The organism is Pseudomonas sp. MH9.2, from assembly GCF_034353875.1.
GTDB lineage: Bacteria > Pseudomonadota > Gammaproteobacteria > Pseudomonadales > Pseudomonadaceae > Aquipseudomonas.
Genome location: NZ_CP133784.1, coordinates 2,149,262 through 2,167,368 on the forward strand (window position 1 = coordinate 2,149,262; position 18,107 = coordinate 2,167,368).

The 18,107-nt window shown below is 57.5% G+C and carries 16 protein-coding genes and 1 pseudogene; 4 read left to right on the plus strand and 13 right to left on the minus strand.

The genetic code is table 11. From position 1 onward, the window contains the following. Positions 1-13: 13 nt before the first annotated feature. From RHM55_RS10050 to RHM55_RS10070, 5 genes are all read right to left on the minus strand, one after another. Positions 14-871: an ABC transporter permease gene (locus RHM55_RS10050; protein ID WP_219062157.1), complete on the minus strand. Its 858-nt coding sequence runs from the start codon at positions 869-871 to the stop codon at positions 14-16. Then, positions 868-1,776: an ABC transporter permease gene (locus RHM55_RS10055; protein WP_322181627.1), complete on the minus strand. Its 909-nt coding sequence runs from the start codon at positions 1,774-1,776 to the stop codon at positions 868-870. The genes RHM55_RS10050 and RHM55_RS10055 overlap by 4 nt, the downstream gene beginning before the upstream one ends. Before the next feature lie 91 nt (positions 1,777-1,867). Beyond that, positions 1,868-2,971 (minus strand): ABC transporter substrate-binding protein, encoded by a 1,104-nt coding sequence (locus RHM55_RS10060; protein WP_322181629.1) that lies wholly within the window; start codon positions 2,969-2,971, stop codon positions 1,868-1,870. A gap of 223 nt (positions 2,972-3,194) precedes the next feature. Continuing rightward, a complete protein-coding gene (locus RHM55_RS10065; RefSeq protein WP_322181631.1) occupies positions 3,195-4,664 on the minus strand; it encodes an aldehyde dehydrogenase family protein in 1,470 nt (489 codons plus the stop codon). Further along, a complete protein-coding gene (locus tag RHM55_RS10070; protein ID WP_322181633.1) occupies positions 4,658-6,298 on the minus strand; it encodes a 5-guanidino-2-oxopentanoate decarboxylase in 1,641 nt (546 codons plus the stop codon). Before RHM55_RS10070 ends, RHM55_RS10065 begins: the two co-directional genes overlap by 7 nt. A gap of 160 nt (positions 6,299-6,458) precedes the next feature. Between RHM55_RS10070 and RHM55_RS10075 the strand changes: the two genes are divergently transcribed. Further along, complete coding sequence (locus RHM55_RS10075) at positions 6,459-7,349, plus strand: LysR substrate-binding domain-containing protein (protein WP_219062162.1); 891 nt, start codon at positions 6,459-6,461, stop codon at positions 7,347-7,349. 7 nt (positions 7,350-7,356) lie between these two features. Here the strand turns inward: RHM55_RS10075 and RHM55_RS10080 are convergent, their stop codons facing one another. After that, positions 7,357-7,971 carry an NAD(P)-dependent oxidoreductase gene (locus RHM55_RS10080; protein WP_322181636.1) on the minus strand — a complete coding sequence of 205 codons (615 nt, stop codon included), beginning with the start codon at positions 7,969-7,971 and terminating at the stop codon, positions 7,357-7,359. A gap of 102 nt (positions 7,972-8,073) precedes the next feature. Between RHM55_RS10080 and RHM55_RS10085 the strand changes: the two genes are divergently transcribed. Next, positions 8,074-8,979 carry a LysR family transcriptional regulator gene (locus tag RHM55_RS10085; RefSeq protein ID WP_322181638.1) on the plus strand — a complete coding sequence of 302 codons (906 nt, stop codon included), beginning with the start codon at positions 8,074-8,076 and terminating at the stop codon, positions 8,977-8,979. A 128-nt stretch (positions 8,980-9,107) separates the two neighbouring features. Next, on the plus strand, positions 9,108-10,622 hold the full coding sequence (locus RHM55_RS10090) for an MDR family MFS transporter (protein WP_322181640.1): 1,515 nt from the start codon (positions 9,108-9,110) through the stop codon (positions 10,620-10,622). 59 nt (positions 10,623-10,681) lie between these two features. Here RHM55_RS10090 and RHM55_RS10095 read toward each other — a convergent pair whose 3' ends face one another. The 6 genes from RHM55_RS10095 to RHM55_RS10120 all read right to left on the minus strand — a co-directional run bounded on the left by RHM55_RS10095 (position 10,682) and on the right by RHM55_RS10120 (position 16,767). Then, positions 10,682-11,542 (minus strand): cache domain-containing protein, encoded by an 861-nt coding sequence (locus tag RHM55_RS10095; RefSeq protein WP_322181642.1) that lies wholly within the window; start codon positions 11,540-11,542, stop codon positions 10,682-10,684. Between the two features lie 132 nt (positions 11,543-11,674). Continuing rightward, positions 11,675-12,307, minus strand: coding sequence for a CoA transferase subunit B (locus tag RHM55_RS10100; protein WP_322181644.1), 633 nt, complete (start codon positions 12,305-12,307; stop codon positions 11,675-11,677). A gap of 2 nt (positions 12,308-12,309) precedes the next feature. Beyond that, complete coding sequence (locus RHM55_RS10105; RefSeq protein ID WP_322181646.1) at positions 12,310-13,008, minus strand: CoA transferase subunit A; 699 nt, start codon at positions 13,006-13,008, stop codon at positions 12,310-12,312. A gap of 183 nt (positions 13,009-13,191) precedes the next feature. Next, the gene (locus tag RHM55_RS10110; RefSeq protein WP_322181648.1) at positions 13,192-14,322 is read right to left on the minus strand and encodes a DUF3396 domain-containing protein; all 1,131 of its coding nucleotides are present in this window, start codon (positions 14,320-14,322) and stop codon (positions 13,192-13,194) included. A 372-nt stretch (positions 14,323-14,694) separates the two neighbouring features. Next, entirely contained in the window at positions 14,695-15,678 is a 984-nt protein-coding gene (locus RHM55_RS10115; protein ID WP_322181651.1) for a hypothetical protein, read from the minus strand. Between the two features lie 123 nt (positions 15,679-15,801). Then, on the minus strand, positions 15,802-16,767 hold the full coding sequence (locus RHM55_RS10120) for a hypothetical protein (RefSeq protein WP_322181653.1): 966 nt from the start codon (positions 16,765-16,767) through the stop codon (positions 15,802-15,804). A gap of 170 nt (positions 16,768-16,937) precedes the next feature. On the opposite strand from RHM55_RS10120, the pseudogene RHM55_RS10125 reads away from it, so the two are divergent. After that, a pseudogene (locus tag RHM55_RS10125) lies at positions 16,938-17,177 on the plus strand (hypothetical protein); the annotation flags it as partial. Positions 17,178-17,377: 200 nt separating this feature from the next. Here the strand turns inward: RHM55_RS10125 and RHM55_RS10130 are convergent. Further along, positions 17,378-18,010: a TetR family transcriptional regulator gene (locus RHM55_RS10130; protein ID WP_322181655.1), complete on the minus strand. Its 633-nt coding sequence runs from the start codon at positions 18,008-18,010 to the stop codon at positions 17,378-17,380. Between the last annotated feature and the right edge of the window lie 97 nt (positions 18,011-18,107).

The window sequence follows — 18,107 nt, forward strand, 5'->3', positions numbered from 1 at the left end:
AAACCTCAAAAAATTAGAACGAAACGCCACCTTCACCGACCAGCTTCTCCAACGCCCAAATCAGGACGAAGTCGATCAGCACGATCAACACGGCAAACGAAAAGACGGTCGGATCCAGCGATGACACGGTGCGGCTGTACATCCAGATCGGCACGGTCATCACGTCGATGTTGTAGAGGAAGTAGGTGACGGTGAACTCGTTGAACGAGACGATAAACGCCAACAACATCCCGGCAAGAATCCCCGATTTCATCAACGGCACAACCACGTCGACAATGGCCCGCAACGGTGAAGCGCCGAGCATTTGCGCGGCCTCCTCGACTTCGCTGCCGATGGACATCATCGCCGCAGTGCAGTTTTTCACCACGAACGGCAGCGCCAGAATTACGTGTGCGATAACGAGCCGCGAGGTGTTCATCTGAAACGGCAGGCTGTCGAATATCAGCAGCAACGCCAGACCGAGCACCACCATGGGAAACACCAGCGGCAGCGACATTAGTTGCAGTGCCACACCCTTGCCGCGAAATTCGCAGCGTGTCAGGGCATAGGACGCAGGCACCGCGACCAGGGTCGCCAGGACCATGGTCAGGCACGCGACCCACAGACTGGTGGTCATGGCTTTACCTAGACTCAACACATCACTGGCGTCGGGGGAAACAAAGGTATTCCAGGCGGCCTTGTACCACTGCAGGCTGTAGCTGCTGGGCGGAAAGTCCAGGTTCGAGGCACCACTGAACGACATGACGATCATGGTCAGAATCGGCAGCACGGCCAGCAACAGAATGAAGCCTGAGAGGACACCCGCCAAGCGACCGGTGTCTCCAGGTAGGATCGGTTGAAAGCGCAAGCGGCTTTTCGAGGGGCTGCTCATTGCGAAGCCTCCAGCAGACGGCGACGACGGCCGGTGATGTATTCAGAGAGGGTCATGATTGCCAGGGTGGTGACGATCAACACCACACCGGCAGCCGAGGCAGCAGGCCAGTTCATCAGGGGCGCGATCTGGTCGTGGACCATCACCGCCAGCATGGGCACCCGCCGACCGCCGAGCAGTAACGGCACGACGAAACTGCTGGCGTTGTAGGCGAACACCAGCGTGGCGCCGGTGATGATGCCAGGCAGGCTCATCGGCAACACTACTTGGCGAAACACTTGAAAACGACTGGCGCCCAAGGTGGCGGCGGCTTCTTCATAGCTGCGCGAAACCCCGCGCATGGCGCTGGCAATCGGTAATACCGCCAATGGGAAAGCGGTTTGCACCAGGCCCATCAGCACACCATTTTGGTTGTAGAGCATCATCACCGGACGGGTGATGATGCCCAGCCCCATCAACGCCTGATTGAGCATGCCGCCCGGGCCGAGAATCACCAGCCAGCCGTAGCTTTGCAGCAGCAGGTTGACCAGCAGCGGCAGGAGCACGGCAGCCAGAAACACCCGACGCAACAAAGGCGACTGCAAGCGCGACATGGTGTACGCCACCGGAATCGCCAGTACCACCGCGATCACCGCACTGAACAATGCCAGGCGCAAGGTCAGCAGTAATGACTTCAGGTAATACGGCTCAGCCAGTTGTGCGTAGCTGGCAAGGCTGAAGCCGGACCATTCGGCGCCCTTGGTGCCGACACTCATGCGCAACACCAGGAGGCTGGCGGCAATCAACACCGCGAGAAACAGCATCGATGGCGAGAGAAAAAGCCAGGCGCGCGCCGTGGGGGAAATCGTTTTAGCCCGGCGTACCGAGGGCGCGGCGGCCGAGCTGATCAAAGGAGGGTGTTCCATGGCGGTGATCTCGTGGGAGATGGATTCAGCATCGCGGGCAAGCGCGTTCCTACAGGAGCATGTAGGCGCTTGCTTGCCCGCGATTCGCAACTCAGGAAGAGAAGATTTCCGTGTAACGACGAATCCACTGATCGTGAACGGTGGCCAGGAAAGCGTTGTCGTGCATGATCGCTTTGTCGGCAATCTGTTCCGGCGTAAGGATGTACGGGCTCTTGCGCGCTTCTGCCGAGATGATTGCCTTGGCGTTGACCGGGCCGTTGAAGATGTCTTCGGCCATCTTGCCCTGCACCAAAGGGTCGAGAGAATGGTTGATGAAGGCGTAAGCCAGATCGGTGTCGCCCGGACGATTTTTCGGCATGACCGACTGCATCAGGTCGGTATAGAAGCCTTCTTTCATACCAAAGGTAGCACCCAGACCGTAGGCCGGATCGCGAATCTGTTTCGGAAAGAACGCCGGGGCATACAGGCCACCCATGTCCAGCGAGCCCGTGCGGAACAGCTCTGCAATCTGGTTCGGGTTCTCGCCCAAGGTCACTACGCGGTCCTTGAGCTCTGCCAGTTTCTTGAAACCGGGTTCGATGTTGTGCTCATCGCCACCGGCCAGTTTGGCGGCGATGATGATCAGGTCCATGGCCTCGGTCCAGTTCGGCGGCGGCAGGAAAATGTTCGGTGCCAGATCCCGATCCCACAGTGCGGCATAGCTGTCCGGCGCTTCTTTTACCGTGCGGGTACTGTAGATCAGGCTGTTGCACCACAGTAGATAACCGATGCCGTGACCGTTGGCGCCTGTGCGGTATTTTTCAGGCACGTCGACAATATTGGGGATGCGATTGAGGTCTGGTTTTTCCAGCAGACCGGCAGCGGCCAGGCCTTCAGCACCGACACCGGCGAGGGTGATGATGTCGTATTGCGGACGATCACCACCGGCCTTGAGCTTGGCGACCATTTCCGAGGTGCTGCCAGTACGGTCGGCAATAACCTTGGCACCGGTTTTGGCTTCGAAGGTGGCCGCGATATTGCGCAGTGCCGCCAGGCCAGTGTCGTCGGACCAGGTGAGCAAGCGCAGGGTTTTCCCCTGAAACCGGGTATCACTGGCACTGGCCCTGATGAAGGGCATCGACATCGCAGCCGCGGCGACCGATGCAACGCCCACCGTCTTGATGAATTGCCTTCTGTTCAGATCATGCTCGCCCATGACGGACTCCTTTTGTTTTTCTAAAAGTGAGGATTGATCGCAGCTTCGCCCCAGGCTGAGTGCGCCAGTTGATCCCGCTACAGCTCCCGTGCTCCGGGGGCCGTGGCTGATTCGACACGGTCATCCTGAGGCGGGGCTTGAGACGCAACAATCGAAAATTTGTCATTGAAGCCATGTGTCAAACGCATGCCTCGACAGGAGGCATGCGTGAGCTGCTTTGGTGCTAAAAGGCGGCGCGGATGACGTGTTTGAGTTCCTGAAAAGCCTGCAGTCCCCAAGGCCCCAGCTCGCGACCGATGCTGCTCTGCTTGTAGCCACCCCACGCGGCCTGCGGAAAAATCACCTGCGGCGCGTTGATCCATACCAGGCCTGCTTGCAGTGCATTGGCGACACGATCAGCCGTGCCCGGATTGCGACTGACCACGCTGGCCACAAGGCCGAATTCGCTGTCGTTGGCCAAGGCGATGGCCTCGTCTTCCGTGGCGAAACGGCGCACGCACAGCACAGGGCCGAAAATCTCTTCGCGCCATAACGCACTGTCCAGGGGCACATCGGTGAACACCGTGGGCTGTATAAAATATCCGCGGGATAGATCCGCAGGCCGCTTACCACCGCACACCAGGCGTGCGCCGTCGTTCACACCCCGCGCGATATGCCCGAGCACCCGTTGGTATTGAGCCTGATTGACCAGTGCGCCCATCTCGACTTCGGGCTCGAAGGGGTCGGCCACGCGGATGGCTTCGGCGCGCGCCTTGAGCTTTTCGAGGAATGCGTCGACCAACTCATCGGCAACCAATACACGACTGGTGGCTGAACACATCTGCCCGGCATTGAAAAATCCGCCACCGCTGGCCAGCTCCACCGCCAGATCCAGATCGGCATCGGCCAGCACCAGCAGCGAGGACTTACCGCCGAGTTCCAGGCTCACGCCCTTGACCGTTTCAGCGGCCCGCTGCATAACCTGAACCCCCACCGCAGTGCTGCCGGTAAATGAGATTTTCGCGACGTTCGGGTGCGCCGACAGTGGCGCACCGACTGCCAGCCCGGTCCCGCAGACCAGGTTGAACACCCCGGCGGGCAGACCGCTTTGCGCAATGATGTCGGCCAGTTCGAGCTCCGGCAGCGGCGTGACTTCCGACGGTTTCAATACCACGCAACAGCCGGCTGCCAAGGCGGGGGCCAGCTTCCAGGCAGTGGTGACCATCGGGAAGTTCCACGGCACGATCAACCCGACGACGCCACACGGTTCACGCCGTAGACGCGCCGCGAAGTCTTCACTGGGTAGCGTCACGGTGCTGTCTTGCTGCCCGTCCAGCGCTTCGGCCAGGCTGGCGTAATAGTCGAATGTGGCGATGACATCATCGACATCGATTGCGGCCTCAAACAGCGGCTTACCGTTGTTGCGCGATTGCAGCTCAATCAGTCGCTCGCGTCGTTCCCGCACCCCGCTGACGATCTTGCGCAACAGCACGCCCCTGGCCGCTCCCGTGGTCTGTGACCAGATAGGGAGTGCCAGACGCGCGGCTCGCACAGCGTGTTCGACGTCCGTGGCATCGCCGCCAGCCAACGTCGCCAGCGGCGCTTCGGTGGCCGGGTTGATCACCCTAAGTTGCTCACTGCCCGACAACCATTGGCCATCAATGTAGAGCCCAGCAAGGGGTGTGCTATTCGGGTTCGCTTGAGCGTTCAGCATGCTTTCATTCCGGTCATCCAGAGGGTCTGGTCTATTTCGATCAAGGTCGGGCATTGGCGGTCGCCCGCTTTTCGCAACGCCAGCTTCAGTTCCTCGACGCCAGCAATCCTCTCTGCTTCACAGCCCAAGGCTTTGGCGACGCCGATAAAGTCGGGGGTATAAATGTCGACGCCCACCGGTTCAATCGAGCGGTTGACCATGTATTTTTTGATTTCCTCGTAGCCCTGGTTATTCCAGAGCAGGACGATGATCGGCGTGCGCGCTTCCACAGCGCTGGCCAGTTCCGAGAGGGTAAATTGCAAACCCCCATCGCCTATCAGGCACACCACGGCGCCACGAGCCTTGGCTTCAGAAGCACGCCCCAGCCAGGCGCCAATCGCGGCAGGCAAGGCGTAACCGAGGGTGCCGTAACCGGTCGATGAGTTGAACCAGCGACGCGGCTGCTCCAGATTGAGGGTCAAATTGCCGGTGTAGACGGGTTGAGTCGAGTCGCCGACCAGCACCGCATCGGGTAACACGTCGAGCACCGTCTGCAAAAAAACAGTCTGCCCGCGAGTGGCGTCGTCCCAGGTGGTCGCCAGGGTTTCGCGCAACGCAGCGGCGCGCGTGTGGCCCCAGTCCGCGCAGCGTGGAGCCAGTTCTTTTTTGCCAAGCCCGGCCAACAAAGCTTGCACGGCCGTGTCGGCATCGGCGACCAGCGCCACCTGCGGCGCATAGTTGCGCACGGTCTGATCAGGGTCGATATCAATGCGCAGCAATGCACCCGGGATCTCGAAACCACCGGCGAAGGTGATGTCGTAATCGGTTTCGGCCAGTTCGGTGCCGATGGCCAATACCACATCGGCCTCAGCTACCAGCGCACGCGTCGCCACCAGCGATTGGGTTGAGCCGATCAACAGTGGGTGACGCGATGGCAGCATGCCCTTGGCATTGATGGTCAGCGCTACCGGGGCTTCCAACTGTTCAGCAAGCCGTGCCAACGCAGGCGCGGCATCTATGGCGCCACCACCGGCCAGAATCAATGGCCGCCTGGCCGCCGCCAGCAGGCTGACCATTCGCGCGATGGCCTCGGGCGCCGCACCGGCACGGCTGACATTCACAGGTTCGCTGGTGAGCAACGCGTCGGCATTTTCTACCAATACATCAAGGGGGATTTCGATGTGCACCGGGCGTGGACGACCGGCCTGAAACAACGCAAACGCGCGAGCCAGCACTGCCGGTAATTCCGACGCCGACATCAAGGTGTGGGAAAACGCGGCAACGCCCGCGACCAGATTGCTCTGCGATGGCAGCTCATGCAACTTGCCGCGCCCGCCGCCCAACTGGCTGCGCGATTGCACACTGGAAATCACCAGCATCGGAATCGAGTCAGCGTAGGCCTGGCCCATGGCCGTGGTGATGTTGGTCATGCCGGGGCCGGTGATGATGAAGCACACACCCGGCTTGCCACGGGTGCGCGCATAACCGTCGGCCATGAAGCCGGCGCCTTGCTCATGGCGCGGCGTGACATGGTTGATCGACGAGCCGGCGAGCCCGCGATAGAGCTCGACGGTGTGCACACCCGGGATACCGAAGACCTGCTCGACGCCATAGCCCTCGAGCAATTTGACCAATACTTCGCCGCACGTTGCCATGTTCGCCTGCCTTTCTTTTATTCGGGAACTGCACGTTGTCGCGGCGCTCAGGCCTGCCAGACACACTGCAGATGAGGCCCAATTGGACCCGGCATGCCGTAGCGGTGACAACGCAAAAAATGTCATGCTAGGCATGTCCTCCATTCATGCCTGAGCCCCGATGAAACGCCTGCCGCCCTTACCTGCCCTGCATACTTTTCTGATTACAGCCCAGTGCTGCAATTTCACGCGGGCCGCAGAACTGCTGCACATCACCCAAGGCGCAGTGAGCCGGCAGATCTCGGGGCTGGAAAGTCATCTGGGCTATACGTTGTTCCAGCGCCAGGCACGCGGACTGAGCCTGACCGCCCAAGGGCGCGAGCTGTTCCCACGGATTCAGAAAGTGTTTTCGTTGATCGACGAAGCGGTCGAACACGTCGGTGCGAAACGCGAAACCCTGCGACTCAAGGCCCCGACGTGCATGATGCGGTGGCTGCTGCCGCGTTTGTTGCAGTGGCAGAAAGAGCGCCCGGATGTCCCCGTCGAGCTGACCACCACCGTGCAACATGCCGTGGATTTCCGCCGCGAAGAGTTTGATGCCGCCGTAGTGTATGGGGCACCGCCGGCCAATTCGGTGGCGGCACATCATCTATTCGATGAGCAATTGACCCCGGTCTGTTCTCAGCAACTGTTGGCCGGGCCGATACCGCTCAAGACCCTGGCCGATCTGGAGCAGCACATGCTGCTGCACCCGACTCGCGACCAGCGTGATTGGGAAAGCTGGCTCAAGGTCGCCGGAGCGACCGTCAGTAATATCGCCAAGGGCCAGCATTTCGACACGCTGGACCTCGCCATGTCAGTCGCATCACAAGGGACAGGCGTGGCCATCGGTGATTGGGCTCTGATCGGCGAGGACCTCAGCGCCGGACGGCTGGTGGCGCCCTTCGACCTCAAGGTGCGCACCGGTGCCGCGTATTACCTGGTGTATCCCGAACGCTCCGACCCATCGCCCGAGTTACGCGAACTGATCGACTGGCTGCTCGTCCAGGCGGCCGAGCGCGCCAGTCAATAACTGACGCTCAATAGCCAACTGTAAAGCGCTGACGCGGGTGCGCGTGCTGCTCAACTTCATCGAGCATGGCGATGGCATAGTCGGCAAAGCTGATCGAACTTTTACCGGCGGCACTGACCAGCAAATCGTCTTTACCCAGACGAAATGCACCGGTGCGTTCGCCTTCGAAGAACTCCGCCGACGGCGAAAGAAAGGTCCAGTCCAGCGACTTTTCCTGACTCAGCGTCTCCAGAAACGCCACACCCGCGCCGGCTTCGGCTTTGTACTCTTCAGGGAAGTCTGGCGTATCGATCACCCGCAGACCCGGCGCGACGAACAGACTGCCAGCCCCGCCTACCACCAACAGACGGGGAACCCCAGCCTGCTTCACCGGTTCGATGGTCGCGCGGGCCGACACACTGGAAAAATGCGTCGCACTGATCACCACGTCATGCCCGGCGACTGCATCGGTATAGGCCTTGGCATCGCTGACATCCAGGTTTTTGCAGACCACGCCCGCACGTCCGGCGAGAGAGGAAGGGTCCCGAGCAATGGCCGTCACGCTATGACCACGGCGCAGGGCTTCTTCTAACAGCTGACTTCCGGCACGGCCGGTGGCACCGATAATTGCGATTTTGCTCATGGTGGTTCTCCGAAGGTAAGGTAATGAACAGAGCTTAGTTGCGCGACTCAGTACAAAAAATGCGATGCTTGAGCATAGTTTGTTTCTAAAATCGGGCAAATCATGGATCGGCTAATCGCAATGCGGGTGTTCGTGACAGTGGTGGACAGGGGCAGCCAGTCAGCAGCGGCGGACCATCTGGACATGTCGAGACCAGTGATTTCGCGCTACCTGGCCGAGCTGGAAGACTGGATCGGCGCACGCCTGATGCACCGCACCACGCGCAAACTGAGCCTCACCGCCGCAGGCAACGAAACCCTGCCACGCTGCCGGCAGTTATTAGAGCTGTCGGCCGATATGCAGGCGGCTGTCAGCGTTCCGGCCGATACGCTGCGCGGCGCTTTACGCATCAGCGTCAGTACCTCTTTCGGTCACGCGCAAATGGCCGATGCGGTCAGCGACTTCGTTAAACGGCACCCCGGCGTGAGCATCGATATGCAGGCCCTGGACCGCACGGTGAATCTGATCGACGAGCGCATTGATCTGGCCATTCGAGCCAGCAATGACTTGGACCCGAATCTGATTGCGCGGCGCCTAACGGTCTGTCGCTCGGTGATCTGCGCGTCACCGGGCTACTTGCACGAACATCCCTCGCCACTGCGAGTGGAAGACCTCAGCGAGCATAATTGCCTGACACATTCCTATTTCGGTAAAAGCCTGTGGCATTTCGAGCAGGATGGCGAACAGGTCGCTGTGCCTATCCACGGCAATATCAGTGGCAACGAAACCACCGCCCTGATGCGTGCAACCATGGCTGGAGCCGGCGTGGCAATGCTACCGTCGTACCTGGTCAGCCCGTTTCTGCGCAACGGTGAGCTGATCCGGCTATTACCCGAAGCGCGGCCTCTGGACCTGACCCTGTATGCGGTGTACGCCTCACGCAAGCATATGCCCACCACCTTGCGCAGTTTGTTGGACTTCCTCGTCGACCGGTTCAAGGCAGGACCCGAATGGGATGAGAACCTTTGACAGAGATTCGCAATTTGTTATTCGGCCGGCATGCATACCGCCCTATCGAGTAGCCTGCTATCGGTCTAGAATAGCCTGCCCTGTCCTGCCGACTTTTACGGCGAGGTCACTGCTAGTTGAGCCCCTACTTGACCAGTCTCAACCAACCTAAACCTGCGATCCGAGGCGTGTTATTCGCGCTGATGATGGCGGTCTTTCTCAGCGCACTGGATCAGACCATTGTTGCAGTCTCGATGCCGGCGATCTCTGCGCAATTCAACGATTTCGACCTGCTCGCGTGGGTGATCTCTGCCTACATGGTGGCGATGACTGTTGCGGTGCCTATTTATGGCAAGCTCGGCGATCTGTATGGACGCCGGCGCCTGATGCTGTTTGGTCTGGGAATGTTCACCCTGGCCTCATTGTTCTGCGGCGTGGCCCAAAGCATGGAGCAACTGGTGCTGGCGCGGATACTTCAGGGCATCGGCGCGGGCGGCATGGTTTCGGTCAGTCAGGCGATCATTGGCGACATCATCCCGCCTCGCGAACGCGGGCGTTATCAAGGTTACTTCAGCGGCATGTACGCGCTGGCGAGCGTGGCCGGGCCGGTGCTCGGCGGCTTCATGACCCAATACCTGTCGTGGCGCTGGGTATTCCTGATCAATCTGCCGCTGGGCATCAGCGCCTTGTGGATCGCCCACCGCAGGCTGGTCGGGCTGCCTATTCCACAACGCAAGCCGATCATCGACTACCTCGGCACGCTGCTGATGATCATCGGCCTGAGTGCGCTGTTGCTGGGCATTACCGAAATCGGCCAAGGCCATGACTGGCGCGACAGCCAGGTGCTCGCGCTGCTGGGGATCGCGCTCTTGGCCCTGATCACGTTTGTCGGGTACGAGCATCGCACCCAGGAGCCCTTGCTGCCGATGCACCTGTTTGCAAATCGCAACGCGGTGTTGTGCTGGTGCACGATGTTCTTCACCAGTTTCCAGGCCATCTCCTTGATCGTGTTGCTGCCACTGCGCTTCCAGACCGTGACCGGCGGCGGTGCCGACAGCGCAGCCCTGCACCTGATGCCATTGGCCATCGGCATGCCCATGGGCGCGTATTTCGCCGGCCGGCGCACCTCAATGACCGGGCGCTACAAACCGATGATTCTCATCGGAGCAGTGTTGATGCCCCTTGCCATCCTGGGCATGGCCTACACCCCACCGCAAGCAGCGCTGCTCAGCGGTGCGTTCATGGTGTTGACCGGTTTTGCCAGCGGCCTGCAGTTCCCAACGTCGCTGGTCGGCACTCAAAATTCGGTGGCGCAGCGAGACATGGGCGTCGCCACCAGCACCACCAACCTGTTCCGCTCACTGGGTGGCGCAGTCGGTGTGGCACTGATGTCGGCGCTGCTGCTGGCAATGCTGCAACGGTCCGGCCTCGCACAACTGAGCGGCACCCCCATGGGCGCCGAAGGCAGTTCGGGCAACGTATTGATGGACAGCCTGAATGCCGCCAGTGGACCGGCGCAACAATACTTGCGAGGGGAATTGCTCCTGACATTCCGGCATTTACTGATGGTCAGCGCGGGGATTTCGCTGTTAGGTCTGGCCGCCGCACTGGCGATGCCTGACAACCTGTTGCGCGGGCGCGGGGACAAAGACAGGGACGTCTGAAACAGCTTCGCCAGGTCGCTGATTCGCGGCGGTCTGACGAAGCGACAGGGTTGATGACGTTATAGGCTGTAGTAACCCACCGCGACCAGATAGTGACCGACCTTGCGCACGTACGCGTGCTTGTTCTCTACCTTGTTGGTCACCGGGTTGCGCCAGCGGTATTCGTATTCGCCCTCGTCCTGTTTTTTGATCAACGCCAGAATCGGCTCGCCCACGGGCTTACCTTCAGGGTCTTTGACCTTGCTGAAATCCGTATTGATCAGCCGCAGATTGGTACCGTGGGCGGCATAACGCTGGTTGTTCAGATCGACCACGAACACATAGAGGTCATCGTGAAGGAACCCGCCTTTCAAACTGTTGATGGCGCTGAGGGTGCCCTGCTCGTCCTTGGCCAGTTCAGCGGAGGCTTTGTCCAGCAAGGCCTTGGCCTGTTCGGACGATGCGCGTGGCAGGTAATAACCGACCGCCAGGATCCGGTCACCCACACGCTGGTAGTACACGTGCTTGAGCTCGACCTTGCCATCGCTCCAGTTCTGCCAGCGGTATTCTGCCTGCTGGATACCCTCGGCTTGCGGTGCCGCCAGGCCTTGCTTGAACGCTTTTTGCAAATCAGGTCCCAGTAAATCGGACACGTCACGTCCGATCAACGCAACGGAAGGCCCGCCGCTGGCCAGCATCACGCCGTTGGTATCGACCACATAGACATAGAGTTCCCCCTTGACGAAGTCCCCCTGACGGCTGAATTCGGCAAATGCCTTATCGCCCTGATCGTGATATCGAGCCAGCGCTTTGACCAGCAAGGCCTTGGCGGCCTGCCCATCATCGACTGTTTTCGCCGTCGTTTCAGCTGCCGCCCAAGCATGGCTGAAGCACAGGCATAACAATCCGCCCACTACAGCTTGTTTCAGCAGACCCCTCATTGCGCATTCCCCAATCTTATTAGTGTCGTCATAGCTTAGACGGCTGGTGGAGATAGGGAATTATTCACAAAGACAAGGTTCGCTGGACCGCCCCCTTAAGCCGGGCCTGCCTGACCGGCCTCGCAGAATGTTTCAATCGGAAATCACCTTGCACCCCGTAGCGTCTTGCAGCGCTTGCAGGCTCACCTCAGGGGCAATTTCCACCAGTTTCAAACCGGCCTCGGTGACATCCAGCACGGCCAGGTCGGTGATGACCCGGTCGACCACGCCAACGCCGGTCAACGGCAGGTCGCAGTTTTTCAACAGCTTGTGGGCGCCGCCCTTGGCCGTGTGCTCCATCAATACGACAACACGCTTGACCCCGGCTACCAGGTCCATGGCGCCCCCCATGCCCTTGACCATCTTCCCAGGGATCATCCAGTTGGCCAGATCACCTTTTTCAGAAACCTGCATGGCCCCAAGAATCGACAGGTTGATATGGCCGCCCCGGATCATCGCAAACGAGTCGGCACTGTTGAAAAAGCTGCTGCCGGGCAACGTGGTGATGGTCTGTTTACCCGCATTGATCAGGTCAGGGTCGACTTCGTTGTCACGCGGAAACGGGCCGATACCCAGCAGGCCATTTTCACTTTGCAGCCAAACGTCCATGCCTTCGGGAATGTAGTTGGCGACCAACGTCGGCAAACCGATACCGAGGTTGACGTAAAAGCCGTCCTGCAATTCTTGGGCAGCGCGTTGCGCCATTTCTTCACGAGTCCAGGCCATGATCAGGCGCTCCGCACAGTGCGTTGTTCGATACGTTTTTCAGGCGTGGCGTTGAGCACCAGACGCTGTACGTAAATGCCCGGCAAGTGAATCTGATCCGGGTCCAGCTCGCCGAGCTCGACGATCTCTTCGACTTCGACCACGCAGACTTTCGCGGCCATGGCTGCCAGCGGGTTAAAGTTGCGCGCGGTCTTGTTGAACACCAGGTTGCCGGATTTGTCCGCCTTCCAGGCTTTGACCAAGGCAACGTCGGCGCGCAGGGAGCGCTCCATCACGAACCACTCGCCATCGAACTCACGGGTTTCCTTGCCCTCGGCGACCAAGGTGCCGTAACCGGTTTTGGTAAAAAACGCCGGGATACCCGCGCCGCCCGCACGCAACTTTTCGGCCAGTGTTCCTTGAGGGGTGAATTCAAGCTCCAGCTCTCCAGCCAGATACTGACGCTCGAACTCTTTGTTCTCGCCCACGTAGGACGAGATCATTTTGCGGATCTGCCGGGTGGTGAGCAGTTGGCCCAGGCCAAAGCCGTCAACGCCAGCGTTGTTGCTGATGACGGTCAACTCACGCTTGCCGCTGTCTCGTAGCGCGGCGATCAAGGCTTCCGGAATACCACACAGGCCAAAGCCGCCAACCGCCAGGGTCATGCCATCTTCGACGAGACCTTGCAGAGCTGATTCGGCGGTCGAGTAGATTTTGTTCAATTGTTATTCCTCGAAGATCGCCATGCCCAAGGTTATCGCGGGCAGCGGCGCAGGTTTCGGGTCGTGGCTTTACGGTGTCGTCTGAGCGTAGACCGCTGATGGGGATAACGCAGTATTCATCGAGACGAGTTTGGGTACCCCTGGCGTCGGTCCCTGGTCCTCAGAAAGTCATTGAGCCCACTATCACTTGGCCCCTTCCACCCAAAACCATTGAACCCGCCCAGCCTTCAAGTGCGGGAAAGCCGGCATGACGTCACCTTCGGTAAACAGTCGCCGCGAGCGCGCCGTGGCGTTGCTGAACCAGTAACCGGTGTGCGTGCAGGGGTCACCCACGTTAAGCGCAGGCTTGGGCTGTTCGTCGAAGCGCGCATACCACCGCGCGGTGGACGCTTCGCTAAAGCCTCCATGCACGGGATAGGGGTGCAGACAACCGGTGTCCTGTACGCGTATCGATTTGAGCGCAGCGTTCACATCAACGTAAGCCGCTGGCGACGCCTCACCCTGCCTGCCCAGGTCCGGCAAGACGCCGGCGCGGATGATCAAGCCATCGTTATAGGCATGAAAAACGACGGCACTGCAACGGCTGAGCTGTCGGCGCAATGCATCGCTGCCGCCCAACCGCGCGACAAAGCGGTTACCAATAATCGTGTACCAATTCACCCCTTTGATGTGATCGAGCAAGCGCAAGCTGTCTATATGCGGCAAGGGATCGACCATCAGGCCGGTATATTTCTGCGCCAGTTGGTATTCCAACGGGAAGTAGTGATGACCGTCATTAGGAAACACGCACGCCAGACCACCATAGCCATGCTCTGCCTGGACCTGATCACACAGGTATTTAAGCCAGCACTCATAGCGTTGAGCGCCTTCGGGCTCAAGCAGCATGGACAACGGCAAGACCATTTTCAGACAGGAGCGATCAATGTCGGCCTGGCTTCGGGGCGTGTTCATGACAAACAGCCGATACTCGGCAGTTTCTTGCAACGTGCCACTGCCAATCGACCAGATAAATTGCTCGTCCGGCGAACTGTCGAGAATCTTGCGTCGACAACCGGCAAAGCTGCTGGGCGTCATTTTTCGCAGGTGCTTGTAGAACTGCCATTTGAGCCTGGCTTTGAACTGCTGGCGAAACCAGACGAAACATTCTTCTATCCGCTGTTTGGTTTCCAGTGTGTGGCCGTGCCTGAAGTAGAGCGTGGTAATCAGCCCTAGGCGAACGACTGGATCGCCTTCAGCAGAGTTGATCGCCAGACTCGCAGCCTGATACCTGAGCCGACCCAAAGGGCTTACGTCATCAGAGACAATTTCTGACATGCCCTGTCCTCTCAATCTGAAGTTTTCTGACTGCAGAGACTGAAGGGTCTTTCGGAGAGGGGCAATACGCGAAAATTACTTTGGGAAATCAGCCACGCATTTCAAGAAGCGTCCTACTCATGTCCTACAAAAATAGCGACTTTTCAGCGTTTTCGCTGCCCCAGACAACGGACGCAAAGAGCCGTGGGGTTATGGGTTCTGAAAAGCGGCTAATTTATGAATGCAGGCCGATTTTTTCGTGATGTTAACAATACGTCTTTTTTAAGCGTTTAGCGCGGGGCCGCTGTGAAAAGAAGGTCTTACTTCAGACCGTTCCTAAAAGGTCAGGCCGCACCCTTAGTTTCAGCGGCGGCCCTTGTACCGTCATGATTGTTATTTTATGGGATTTGTGACAAACAAGGTTGCTTGGTCACGTTGAAATAAAGCATTCGATAGTCCTCGCACGAGAATGAGAGAAGAGTGTCCATTCTCGCCCCTCAAGGCACCTGGAGGTATCGAGAACGTGACGATTACTTTATCCTGCCCTGGCTCAAATACAATAAGCGCCTCAAGCTTCATCATTTTTTTAACCATATGAAATATTACAGTTTCCAGGCGCATGGAGACGCTCAGCGCACTAGCCTCTGATAGGGTGACCGTAATGTTCAGGTCCTGAACTGTCTCCTTGGACTCGATGTAGGAGTCTTCAACGGCAATGAAAGGTAGCGAGGTGAAAGAGGGCGTATCGACTGCAGCTGGACTGATAAAAGCAATGTCGGACAAATAGATATTTCCGCCTTCAGGTAGCGTAAAGGAGAGCATATTGACGGGCTGAGAAAAATCAATATTTAAATTACTGAGAGGCACTAAAATTTGCTGCAAGAGGAAAGTTTCAACGCCAGGAACTATTTCAACGACAGGCAACAACATGATTTGATTTGCAGCCGGGTTTAATATGAGATTACCTAACGCAATATCAAGCTTTACGAGCGCTTGAGGATTCTCTTCGAGTAGATGAGTGACGTAAAAACTTAAATGCGTGTAGCGTGAGATATCAACGGGATCTTCATTGTCGCGGGGGTAGAGTTCGAGTTTGGCCGGCGATGATGCTATCGTATTTTTCAAGTTCAAAAAACTGTGATGGAGGTGGTGTGTATAGCGCTCTGACTTGCTGAATGATGCCTGTTTTTTTATTTCGCCCTCCCCCAGCCTGATGGTCCAGGCCCATTTTCCTGGTGTAGATGAAGCGTCATCAGAGTAAAGAGTTTCAAAACTTTGGACATTATAAGTATTTGATCGTTGAACGTGTGCAGAACTTCGAACTTCGGCCTTGGGCAGTAGAGGTACACTTACAGATGAACCATCAAAGAACGGCAAAAATTGCTGCTCACCTCCGAGCGTCAGGCGAAAAAAACCAGCGATATAAAATGCCCCTAGAAGACGCTGTTCCTCTTGTGTCAGTCGAGGGACAGTCAGATCACCCCAAGCGAGAGCGTCATCCTATCCCAATGGATAACCGGGCGACCATATTTCATTAAAATAGTTATGATTGGCGCCCATCAGCAATACGGAACTTCGCAATACATTGTCATTGAATGCGAGCCTGGAGAGATCTAAAGATTGTTGACCGTTTAAATTTTTGGAGTCACTGTCTAAAAACGGATGAATGAACGCTGTGTGGGTATCGGGGACGCTGATACCTTCATACGAAGTACCCCCTAATAATAAAGCCGCCGGTATACCATAACCTCTTTTCAGCAGACGATTCAGGGTGATAGTCCGCGCGACGCCTTCGCCGCCGCGCGAATGCCCCATCAACCCTATGTTGTTTAGGTCAAGCCTGCCTTTCAGGAGCGGAAGATCTGGGCAATTACCTTTGTTCGCTTCGGTGAGTAAGTCAAGGTGAGCTAAAATCAAATGAGCCCGCGATGTACTTTCCAGGTTAGGGAGTTGCTTTGATCCTATGCCGTAAATGGCGTTAGCCGACAGGGACACAACGACGTAACCATGACTAGCCAGTTCTGTTGCTGCCGTGCTGTAACCTTCATGACTGGGGATGGGTGCTTTATTGGGCGGACAGGGCCATGCTTGAATTTTAGGTTCGCGACCAAGTGTAGCCGAATAGCACACGTGATGACGACCATGTAAGAAAATAACAACGGGGTGAGCTTCTTCGGTGTCTTTCGGCAGATACACCGCCGCGCGAAATTCTGACTTAAAAGGAGGGTTAGCAGGCAGCTCCAAGACGTCATCGCCATAATCATAATCATAACGAATTACTTGGAAAGTACCTGACGGAACTGGGCCAGGCCCTGTTGCCTTTTGAGTTCGTGTTCGAGCTTTTTTTTGCCGAGGCGCGCCCTCATATCCTGCTTGAGTTTGAAGTGTTTTAACAAACTCTTCCGGAGCAATGACTTCTTTTATTTGGTTAATGCGCACGAAATTATTTTCAAGGTCCTTAGTCATGCGTATTGCTCCATTTCTATCGTGAGCGAGTGCCTATCCGCAAGAGGTCAGACAGATCACTGTACTGCGTATTTTTAGGCCACTAATAGCTTAGAACAGGAGCATGAAAACGCAAGTTTGAAGTACACCCTAACCGGATGTCAGGGAAGGCGATGCTGTTCCGTAAGAATAGAGTCGCCTTTCGCGAGCGACGGCGCGAGGGCATTGCCCCGACCAAGCAGCGCGGCGCTTACCGAGGCCGCAAAAAAACCTGCCCGACGAGCAGACCGTCGTACGTCGGCAACGAGCCTCTGCCGGCGAGCAGAAAGCCCAGTTGGCCCATGAGCTCGGTAATAAGTAGGGAAACCTTTGCCAGTACTTATGCAAGGATAACTGATACATGCCCGTCGCTCGATACTCTCGGTCACTGAGCGCGACGCTCTGCTTGCGCTGCCGGACAGCCAGGACGACTTGATCCCCTACGCCTTCCTTTGACTATCCATGTGAAACGGCAACAGGCCCTAGGTAAATACTTAGTAAACTAACTATCCCGACAACGTGCAGGAAGATATAAATACAGGCCAAGCGCCATCCGGTTATATTCGTTCGGATAGCGCTGCCTGAGCACCGTTCAAGAACGCAAAGCGGGGCTCAAGCGAAGCATGTCCAGAACGGTATCGACCAGTTGCTCGGCCTCTTTACAGAGCGCAAAGCTGTCCGGGATCAGCAACCACTGGCCAAGAATGCCGTCAATATAGCCATGCAGACAGATCGAGGCGCGTGTGGTGTTCAGATCGGCAGGCAATTGGTTTTTACGCACGGCATTGCTCAGGGCCAGCCCGATGCGGTCATTGCAGTCGACGGCTGCAGCTTGACGCTGTCGCCGCATGTCACACATTTCATCGGTGAATTCGCACTTATGAAACAGAATTTCATTGATGCGACGGGTTTTAGGGTCTAGTGCAACTTGATGAAACAAATGAATCAGCAATTTTCGCATGCAGCCCAGCGGGTCAACTTCGTCCTCACTTTCGCTGGCTTTGGCCATTTCATCGAGCGGCTCATGCAGGCTGTCGAGCATCGCCTGCACCAGATCAGCTTTATTGCTGAAGTGCCAATAAATGGCGCCACGAGTCACACCCGCAAGCTTGGCAATGTCCGCGAGCGTGGTGCGGGCCACCCCGCGCTCATAGAACGCCTTCTCGGCAGCTTCCAGAATCTGGCTTCGGGTTTCCTGAGCTTCCTCTTTGGTGCGACGGACCATGGCAGTAAAACCTCAATCAAAATGTCGCAAGCTGATGACGTCAATCGGCCTGCGACTGCACCGGGCAGCCTTTGTATTGCCTTGTCCCGGACCTACT

Excerpts from the sequence above, each read along its gene's own strand:
- RHM55_RS10050 (WP_219062157.1), bottom strand. The coding sequence starts at position 871 with ATGAGCAGCCCCTCGAAAAGCCGCTTGCGCTTTCAACCGATCCTACCT.
- RHM55_RS10055 (WP_322181627.1), bottom strand. The coding sequence starts at position 1,776 with ATGGAACACCCTCCTTTGATCAGCTCGGCCGCCGCGCCCTCGGTACGC.
- RHM55_RS10060 (WP_322181629.1), bottom strand. The coding sequence starts at position 2,971 with ATGGGCGAGCATGATCTGAACAGAAGGCAATTCATCAAGACGGTGGGC.
- RHM55_RS10065 (WP_322181631.1), bottom strand. The coding sequence starts at position 4,664 with ATGCTGAACGCTCAAGCGAACCCGAATAGCACACCCCTTGCTGGGCTC.
- RHM55_RS10070 (WP_322181633.1), bottom strand. The coding sequence starts at position 6,298 with ATGGCAACGTGCGGCGAAGTATTGGTCAAATTGCTCGAGGGCTATGGC.
- RHM55_RS10075 (WP_219062162.1), top strand. The coding sequence starts at position 6,459 with ATGAAACGCCTGCCGCCCTTACCTGCCCTGCATACTTTTCTGATTACA.
- RHM55_RS10080 (WP_322181636.1), bottom strand. The coding sequence starts at position 7,971 with ATGAGCAAAATCGCAATTATCGGTGCCACCGGCCGTGCCGGAAGTCAG.
- RHM55_RS10085 (WP_322181638.1), top strand. The coding sequence starts at position 8,074 with ATGGATCGGCTAATCGCAATGCGGGTGTTCGTGACAGTGGTGGACAGG.
- RHM55_RS10095 (WP_322181642.1), bottom strand. The coding sequence starts at position 11,542 with ATGAGGGGTCTGCTGAAACAAGCTGTAGTGGGCGGATTGTTATGCCTG.
- RHM55_RS10100 (WP_322181644.1), bottom strand. The coding sequence starts at position 12,307 with ATGGCCTGGACTCGTGAAGAAATGGCGCAACGCGCTGCCCAAGAATTG.
- RHM55_RS10110 (WP_322181648.1), bottom strand. The coding sequence starts at position 14,322 with ATGTCAGAAATTGTCTCTGATGACGTAAGCCCTTTGGGTCGGCTCAGG.
- RHM55_RS10120 (WP_322181653.1), bottom strand. The coding sequence starts at position 16,767 with ATGACTAAGGACCTTGAAAATAATTTCGTGCGCATTAACCAAATAAAA.
- RHM55_RS10130 (WP_322181655.1), bottom strand. The coding sequence starts at position 18,010 with ATGGTCCGTCGCACCAAAGAGGAAGCTCAGGAAACCCGAAGCCAGATT.